General features: G+C 65.5%; 7 protein-coding genes. 5 read left to right on the plus strand and 2 right to left on the minus strand.

All coding sequences use genetic code 11. The features are described from left to right. Window positions 1-10: 10 nt before the first annotated feature. Window positions 11-880, minus strand: a complete 870-nt coding sequence (locus tag ACLQI9_RS26070; protein ID WP_442379582.1) for a MaoC/PaaZ C-terminal domain-containing protein — start codon at window positions 878-880, stop codon at window positions 11-13. Between the two features lies 1 nt (window position 881). After that, the gene (gene kstD / locus ACLQI9_RS26075) at window positions 882-2564 is read right to left on the minus strand and encodes a 3-oxosteroid 1-dehydrogenase (protein ID WP_442392384.1); all 1683 of its coding nucleotides are present in this window, start codon (window positions 2562-2564) and stop codon (window positions 882-884) included. A 73-nt stretch (window positions 2565-2637) separates the two neighbouring features. On the opposite strand from kstD, the gene ACLQI9_RS26080 reads away from it, so the two are divergent. From ACLQI9_RS26080 to ACLQI9_RS26100, 5 genes are all read left to right on the plus strand, one after another. Further along, window positions 2638-3423 (plus strand): 2-keto-4-pentenoate hydratase, encoded by a 786-nt coding sequence (locus ACLQI9_RS26080; RefSeq protein WP_442379586.1) that lies wholly within the window; start codon window positions 2638-2640, stop codon window positions 3421-3423. Window positions 3424-3434: 11 nt separating this feature from the next. Further along, window positions 3435-4355 (plus strand): acetaldehyde dehydrogenase (acetylating), encoded by a 921-nt coding sequence (locus tag ACLQI9_RS26085; protein ID WP_442379588.1) that lies wholly within the window; start codon window positions 3435-3437, stop codon window positions 4353-4355. Then, window positions 4352-5416, plus strand: a complete 1065-nt coding sequence (gene dmpG / locus ACLQI9_RS26090; protein ID WP_442379590.1) for a 4-hydroxy-2-oxovalerate aldolase — start codon at window positions 4352-4354, stop codon at window positions 5414-5416. The genes ACLQI9_RS26085 and dmpG overlap by 4 nt, the downstream gene beginning before the upstream one ends. Window positions 5417-5509: 93 nt before the next feature. After that, window positions 5510-5818: a hypothetical protein gene (locus ACLQI9_RS26095; RefSeq protein ID WP_442379592.1), complete on the plus strand. Its 309-nt coding sequence runs from the start codon at window positions 5510-5512 to the stop codon at window positions 5816-5818. A gap of 96 nt (window positions 5819-5914) precedes the next feature. Next, a partial coding sequence (locus tag ACLQI9_RS26100; RefSeq protein ID WP_442392385.1) for a hypothetical protein occupies window positions 5915-6805 on the plus strand: 891 nt, incomplete at its 3' end.

The following is a 6805-nucleotide window of genomic DNA, read 5'->3' on the forward strand; positions in this document are numbered from 1 at the left end:
TGCAAAGGCGCTAGGCGGGTACCAGCTCCACCCCGCTGAGGACCACAGCGTTCTCGCGGGCGGGCGCGATGACGTTGGCCAGCAGCCGGCCGTCTTCCTTCCAGACCGCGGCTTTCAGTGTCTCGCCCGGGTACGCCACGCCGGTGAAACGTGCGCCGTAAGACCCGACGGCGGCGACATCGGCATCGAGTAGCGCGTCGACGAGTGCCTTGCAGGTCATGCCGTAGGTGCATAAGCCATGCAGGATGGGCCGGGGAAACCCTGCGGCAGCGGCGAATTCGGGGTCGGAGTGCAGTGGATTGCGATCGCCGCAGAGCCGGTACAGCAGCGCCTGCTGCGGTAGCACCGCTATGCCCAGCTCGAGATCTGGCGCCCGGTCCGGTGCGGTAGCAGCCGACCCACCCCCCGAAGGCCCGCGCTCGCCACCGAACCCGCCTTCGCCGCGGGCAAAGATCGAGCGCCTTTGCGTCCAGAGCAGGGTCCCGTCCGGCGCAGTGACTCTGGTCTCGGACCAGATCACCGCGGCCTTGCCCTTGTCCCAGATATCGGTGAACCGGGTGACGGCTTTCGCGGCACCTGACGGCGGCAGCGGCGCCGGCGCGCTCACCTGTTCGCTGGCATGCAAGACCTTGCTCAGCTCGATGTCGATGCCGGGGAACTGCACGGTCGGCGGCTTGGTGGCGTGGAAGGTGGCCGCCACGTTCCCGAACGTCGGCAGCACCTGCGGGGTGTCGTCGACGAGGTAGCGCAGCTCACGTGGGTCCATCGGGTCGGCGCCGGCACCCAGTCCCAGGTGGTAGAGCTGCACATCGCTGCTGCTCCAAGCGAATTCGATCGGATCGAGCTCGGCGGCCAGCGCGACTTCCGGATTGATCGGCATGTCAGTGCTCTCCTGCAAGATGCAGAGCTGCCAGGTAGCCGAACGTCATAGCAGGGCCGATGGTGCCGCCCGGACCGGGATAAGTGTGTCCCATCACCGGAGCGCTGACGTTACCCGCCGCATACAGGCCTTCGATCACGCTGCCGTCGTCCCGCAATGCCCGACCGTGCTTGTCGGTGCGGATGCCGCCTTTGGTGCCCAGGTCGCCGGGCACCATCTTGGCGGCGTAGTACGGCGGGTGACTGATCTCGCCGAGGTTGCGGTTCGGCTTATTGGTCGGGTCGCCGTAGTACCTGTCATAGGCGCTCTCGCCGCGGTGGTAGTCGGCGTCGGCGCCCGAGCGCGCAAAGCCGTTGAAACGCTGAACCGTGGCAGTGACCTCATCGACCGGTAGGCCGGCCTTGGCAGCCAGCTCCTCAAGCGTGTCGGCCTGGACGATCACGCCGGATTCCAGCCACTTACGTGGAATACGTTGTCCTGGTTGCAAACCTGCGAAGATGTAGCGGTTACGGTATTGCTGGTCGAACACCAGCCATGCTGGAATGTTTTCACCCGGGCCGGGACCTTGCCCGTAATCGCCGCCGTACATGTGGTGGCATGCCTCGACGTAAGGCATGGATTCGTTCATGAATCGCTTGCCCGACATGTTGACGATGATGGAGCCGGGGGAGTTGCGCTCAGACAATGCGAACCAGGGTGCGCCCACCAGCGGAACGGTCGGCCCCCACCACGCATCCTCCATGATTTCCAGTGCTGCGCCGAGCTTTTCGGCAGCAAGGATGCCGTCGCCAGTGTTCGCCTTCGCGCCGACCGTCCACTCGGTGCTGATCGGTGCACGCTGATACTTGACTCGCATTTGCTCGTTGTGTTCGAATCCCCCGCAGCCGAGAATCACTCCCTTGCGAGCCCGAATAAGTTGAGGCTCAACGGATTCAGGTGCATTGGTGTCGCGCACGTAGATGCCACGAACCGTCCCGTCCTCGATGTAGAGGTCGGTCAGGGCGGTGTTGAGCTGCACCGGGACGCCGGCCTTGCGCAGCCCGACCCGAAGCGGCGCGATGAGCGCGCGTCCCATGCCGACAAGGTTCTTGCCGGTCGCCTTTGCCCACATGGTGCGCGCGCCCACCTTGAGGCTGCGCAGCACACCTCGCGGATGCCGTTTCAGCTGGTTCAACCGAACGTAATCCTGTTGCATCACAACGACGTTGAGCGGGACCTTGCCATACGGCGGCTCCAGCCCGGGCAGATCGGGGCCGAGCTTGTTGGCGTTGAACGGCTTGGGCTCGATGGAACGGCCAGCCGGGCGGCCGCCCGGGGCCTCGGGGTAGTAATCGGAGTACGCGGGCACCCAGCACATCTTCAGCGGGGTGTGCTTCAGCACGAACGACAGCATTTCGGGCCCGCGTTGCAGGTAGGTGTCGATGCGTTCCGGTTCGACGATATCGCCGATGATTCCGTGCAGGTAGGTGCGGGCCGCTTCCGCGGTGTCTTTGACGCCGTCGCGCTTGAGAACCTCGTTGTTGGGAATCCACACTCCGCCGCCCGAGCGTGCAGTCGAGCCGCCATAGTGGGCAGCCTTCTCGACGACTATTGTCGAAAGACGCCGGTGGGCGGCCGCGAGGGCAGCAACCATGCCGGCGCCGCCGCTCCCGACCACGACAACGTCGAACTCCTGAGCTGTCATGTAGAACACGTTATAGAATTGCCGGGGCCGGGCGCTACCGGCCCGGTCACACGAACGAGGGGACTTCGGTTAAATGATCCCGCTTGCCACCCGTGATGTGCTTGCCGCCGATCTCGCGCAGGCCGAGCGGAGCCGCCAGCCGATCGCGCCGTTGACGGCCGCGCACCCCGAGATCGACGTCGTCGACGCCTACGAGATCCAGCTGATCAACATCCGCCAGCGGGTGGCCGAGGGCGCCCGGGTGGTGGGCCATAAGGTGGGCCTCTCGTCGCTGGCGATGCAGCAGATGATGGGCGTCGACGAGCCGGACTACGGGCATCTGCTCGACGAGATGCAGGTGTTCGAGGACACTCCGGTCAAGGCGGACAGGTACCTCTACCCGCGGGTGGAGGTCGAGGTCGGGTTCGTCCTGGCCCACGACCTGCCGGGTGCGGCCTGCACCGAAGACGACGTCATGGCCGCGACCGAGGCTCTGGTGCCGTCCATCGAGCTCATCGACACCAGAGTCACCGACTGGAAGATCGCGCTGTGCGACACCATCGCCGACAACGCCTCCTCAGCGGGCTTCGTGGTCGGCGCGGCACGGTTGGCGCCGACCGACATCGACATCACCGCGATCGATGCGGTGCTGACCCGCAACGGCGAGGTGGTGGCCAAGGGCCGCAGCGACGCCGTACTGGGTAACCCGGTGACTGCGGTGGCGTGGCTGGCCCGCAAGGTGGAAAGCTTTGGTGTACGGCTTCGGGCCGGTGACATCGTGTTACCCGGTTCGTGCACCCGGGCCATCGACGCCCGACCCGGCGACAACTTCGTCGCCGAGTTCGCCGGCCTCGGGTCCGTCCGGTTGTCTTTCGAGTAAAAGGAGCGTCCATGCCGTCCAAGGCAAAGGTGGCCATTGTCGGGTCGGGCAATATCAGCACCGACCTGCTGTACAAACTGCGGCGCTCGGAGTGGCTCGAACCGCGCTGGATGGTGGGCATCGACCCGGAGAGCGAAGGTCTGGCGCGGGCGCGCAAGCTGGGTTTGGAGACCACCCATGAGGGGGTCGACTGGCTGCTCGCCCAGTCCGAGAAACCCGATCTGGTGTTCGAGGCGACCAGCGCATACGTGCACAAGGCGGCGGCGCCGAGATATGCCGAAGCCGGCATCCGGGCCATCGACCTGACGCCGGCCGCGGTGGGGCCGGCGGTGATTCCACCGGCGAACCTGCGTGAGCACCTGGACGCGCCGAACGTCAACATGATCACCTGCGGGGGACAGGCGACCATCCCGATCGTCTATGCGGTCTCGCGGGTGGTCGACGTGCCTTACGCCGAGATCGTCGCTTCGGTGGCATCGGTCTCAGCGGGGCCGGGCACGAGGGCCAACATCGACGAGTTCACCAAGACCACCAGCAAGGGCGTCGAAACCATCGGCGGCGCCAAGCGTGGCAAGGCGATCATCATCCTCAACCCCGCCGACCCGCCGATGATCATGCGCGACACCATCTTCTGCGCCATCCCCGAGGACGCCGACCAGGATGCGATCGCCCAGTCGATTCGCGACGTCGTCGCCGAGGTGCAGACCTACGTGCCGGGCTACCGGCTGCTCAACGAGCCGCAGTTCGACGAACCGTCGATGCACTCCGGCGGCCAAGCCCTGGTCACCACGTTCGTCGAGGTCGAAGGCGCCGGCGATTACCTGCCGCCGTATGCGGGCAACCTCGACATCATGACCGCCGCGGCCACCAAGGTCGGCGAGGAGATCGCCAAGGAATCCCTGTCCGCGACGGCGGGAGGAGCGCAGGCATGAGTACCGACATCTTCTTCAACCCGATCTGGGACGTCCGGATGACCGACACGTCCCTGCGGGACGGCTCGCACCACAAGCGCCACCAGTTCACCAAGGACGAGGTCGGCGCCATCGTCGCCGCCTTGGACGCCGCGGGTGTTCCGGTCATCGAGGTCACCCACGGTGACGGGCTGGGTGGTTCGAGCTTCAACTACGGGTTCTCCAAGACACCCGAACAGGAGCTGATCAAGCTGGCGGCCGAGACCGCCAAAGAGGCCAAGATCGCCTTCCTGATGCTGCCCGGGGTGGGCACCAAGGAGGACATCAAGGAGGCCCAGAACAACGGCGGGTCGATCTGCCGGATCGCCACCCACTGCACCGAGGCCGACGTGTCGATTCAGCACTTCGGCCTGGCCCGCGAGTTGGGGCTGGAAACCGTCGGGTTCCTGATGATGGCGCACACGATTCCGCCGGAGAAACTGGCCGCGCAGGCGCGCATCATGGCCGACGCCGGGTGCCAGTGCGTCTACGTCGTCGATTCGGCCGGGGCGCTGGTGCTCGACGGCGTTGCAGACCGGGTTTCGGCGCTCGTCGCCGAACTCGGCGACGACGCGCAGGTCGGCTTTCATGGCCACGAAAACCTCGGACTGGGCGTGGCTAACTCGGTGGAGGCCGTGCGGGCGGGTGCCAAGCAGATCGACGGCTCGTGCCGCCGGTTCGGCGCGGGGGCGGGCAACGCGCCCGTCGAGGCGCTGATCGGGGTGTTCGACAAGATCGGCGTCAAGACCGGCATCGACTTCTTCGATATCGCCGACGCTGCCGAGGACGTCGTGCGGCCGGCGATGCCGGCCGAATGCCTGCTGGACCGCAATGCCCTGATCATGGGGTATTCCGGGGTCTACTCCAGCTTCCTCAAGCACGCCGTTCGGCAGGCTGAGCGCTACGACGTTCCGGCCCACCAGCTGTTGCACCGGGCCGGTCAGCGCAAACTCATCGGCGGTCAGGAAGACCAGCTCATCGATATCGCGTTGGAGATCAAGCGCGAGCAGGCGGCGAGCGGTCAGAAAGCCGTCACACACTAGCCTCACAGCTTCAGCAAAGGCAGCGGTAACGCTGTCGCGGGTACCCTCGATTAGTACATCGAAGCAAGAGCCGGTGCCCTAAGGAGCAATCCGATGACCATGACTTCCGGAACCCCATGGTCCTTTCGTCGCGGACTGTCTGGTCTGCTCGCTGGTGGCCTGCTGAGTGCCTCGGCCGCGGCGCTCATTGCGTTGCCCATGGCGAGCACAGCGAACGCCCAATGCGATCAGACCGTGGGTAATTCCATCGACTCGTACCTAAAGCGGCATCCCGACCTGCACCAGGAGCTGCAGGCCAAGTCGGAGGCGGAGGGTGGCAACGGCAACGTCATCGATTACCTGAATCGGCATCCGGATGTGCGGCAACACCTGATCGACCTGTCGCAGCAGTGCGTGCCGTAGTCGGGGAATGAGCGAGCCTCGTCGGTGAGTGCCCGCGCCAACACGCGGGAATGTTCGCCCATTGACGAAAATTAGAACACGTTCTAGCGTCAAGGCGTGTCCGCTCCTCTCTTCTCCGAGCCGCTGGTCTCCGCAATCGCCGAGGCAGAAAAACTCGTCGCCGCCGCACCGCATATCGAGACCGAAGCCGACCTGCTCGAGGGGCTGCAGTACCTGGCCGGGTGTGTGGCCGCCTGCACACACATGGTGTTCGACTACGAGCGTGATCACCCGATGCTGCTGTCCGGCACCGGACCGTTCACCAAAATGGGTCTGGACAACCCGGACACCCTGTACTTCGGCTGCCGGGTCCAACCAAACCACGATTACGTCGTCACCGGCATCCGCGGCAGCACCACGGACCTGAGCTTCCAGTTGCTCGGCGGTGAGTACACCGACGACAACGTGCCCGCCAGCCAGGCTGCGTTCGACGACCGTGAGCTCGAGATCGCCGCCGACGGCAGCTTCCAATGGCAGGTCCGACCGACCAGCCCGGGCCAGCTGGTGATCCGCGAGGTCTACGGCGACTGGTCGGCGCGGCGCGGCACGCTGGTCATTTCCAGGCTGGACACCGCGGGCACCGCGCCGCCGCCGCTGACCCGCGCGGCGATCGAAAAGCGTTACACCACAGCGGGAAAGCAACTGGTGAACCGCGTGAAGACGTGGTTGCAGTTCCCGCAGTGGTTCTACCTCGACAATCCGGTCAACACGATGGTCCCGCCACGCCTGACGCCCGGCGGTCTGGCCACCCAGTACTCCTCGGTCGGGCATTTCGACTTGCGGCCCGATCAGGCTCTGGTGATCACGCTGCCGGTGACCGACGCGCCCTACCTCGGCTTCCAGCTGGGCAGCATGTGGTACATCTCGCTGGACTACATCAACCACCAGACATCGCTGAACAACACTCAGGCCCAGGCGGATCCGGACGGCAAGGTCCGCATCGTCGTC

The sequence above is a fragment of the Mycobacterium sp. genome (assembly GCF_052143115.1).
Classification (GTDB): domain Bacteria; phylum Actinomycetota; class Actinomycetes; order Mycobacteriales; family Mycobacteriaceae; genus Mycobacterium.